Annotated in this window: 2 protein-coding genes; both read right to left on the bottom strand. The window is 48.7% G+C overall.

The annotated features are described in order from the left end of the window. Window positions 1-518 (bottom strand): hypothetical protein (locus R7Z49_RS28155; protein WP_318112132.1); only part of this gene is annotated, 518 nt, incomplete at its 3' end. Then, window positions 518-1,225, bottom strand: a 708-nt coding sequence (locus tag R7Z49_RS28150; RefSeq protein WP_318112130.1) for a CbbQ/NirQ/NorQ C-terminal domain-containing protein, incomplete at its 5' end; no start/stop codon positions are given. The genes R7Z49_RS28150 and R7Z49_RS28155, both read right to left, overlap by 1 nt.

The raw sequence follows: 1,225 nt of genomic DNA, 5'->3' as shown, positions 1-1,225 counted from the left end.
GTGTTAACAATGCCAGCGCCTTCACCTGACACCATGCTGATTTGATTGGTACTAGGTAATCCGCTTTTGCAAAACCCCAATGACCATTCTCCAATCCTGATCTGGTTATCATCAATAACAGCCAAGCCATAGGCTTCAAGCAGCTTTGCCATATCGAATAACGCTTTTTTCGCCAGCGAAATTTGGCCATTGACGTCCTTGCGAGTACGAAACTCCCAACTGACGTTATTGGCGCACGCGACGCTATCTAGCGCATTTGAGAGTTCAAATGGCCGCCCTTGATGATCAATACCGACATGTCCAACAAATCGGTAACCCTTGTTGATTTTCTCATTGATTCGTCGGTCTGCTTCAGCGTTAGGATCAGTCGAGTCAATCAATCGCTGCTGCGACAATTGACCGGCTTTTCCAAACCGAACTTCAATCTCCTGGTTATCTGATCCAACATAAATGGCCCATTCTTTGGCTGTCCCATCAGAATGACTGTAACGGTAAAGAGCAAAGCACTTTTCCATCATCAATCCTCCCAATGGTCACCGAAGACATCAGCGGCAATACGGTGAATAGCTTCTCGTTGCTCCAACTCAGCACGAGCCGTCAAAGACCGAACCAGTGCATACTCCACTGCGTTAGGAGCACCTTTAAAAGCAAGTGTTAACTTTGCCCAGCGCACCAAGGTCCGAGTGGACATGGTGATACTAAGCTCCGCACCGCCATCCGCGCCCCCAATAAAAAGACGACGAATGTCACCAGCCACCTTCACCATTTTTTGGCGAAAGACCTCTGGCAAGCCCGGCGCAACGTTCTCCAGAATGGCTTCCTCTACAGATGGTTCTGCATAGGTCGCTTCAATGATTCTAAAGCGATCAAGGAAAGCCAAATTCTGTTGAAGCACGCCTTGATACAAGCCCGTTTGGTCACCGCTGCCCGCACTGTTGCCGGTTGCGATAAAACGAAACTTGTTATGTGGCATGATGATCTCTCCGCCATTTTGTGCGATGACCAACGGGGCACCTTCCAAAATGTCATTGAGTCCAGCCAGTTCAGCAGGCTCAGCAAGATCCATTTCATTAATGATCAGCAAATGGCCATGCTTTACAGCCAGTGCCAACGGTCCATACACAAAGGTCATGTTGCCATTAACCAGCGTGTGGTGACCGATAAGATCGGACAACTCCAATCGACCGTGCGCAGTAATTTGCTGAACAGGCCAATTCAATCGAGA

It is taken from the genome of Vibrio sp. 1562 (assembly GCF_033340155.1).
GTDB classification, from domain to species: Bacteria; Pseudomonadota; Gammaproteobacteria; order Enterobacterales; family Vibrionaceae; genus Vibrio; species Vibrio alginolyticus.
The sequence above is the reverse complement of the archived record's forward strand: the minus strand, read 5'-3'. Positions and strand labels throughout refer to the sequence as shown.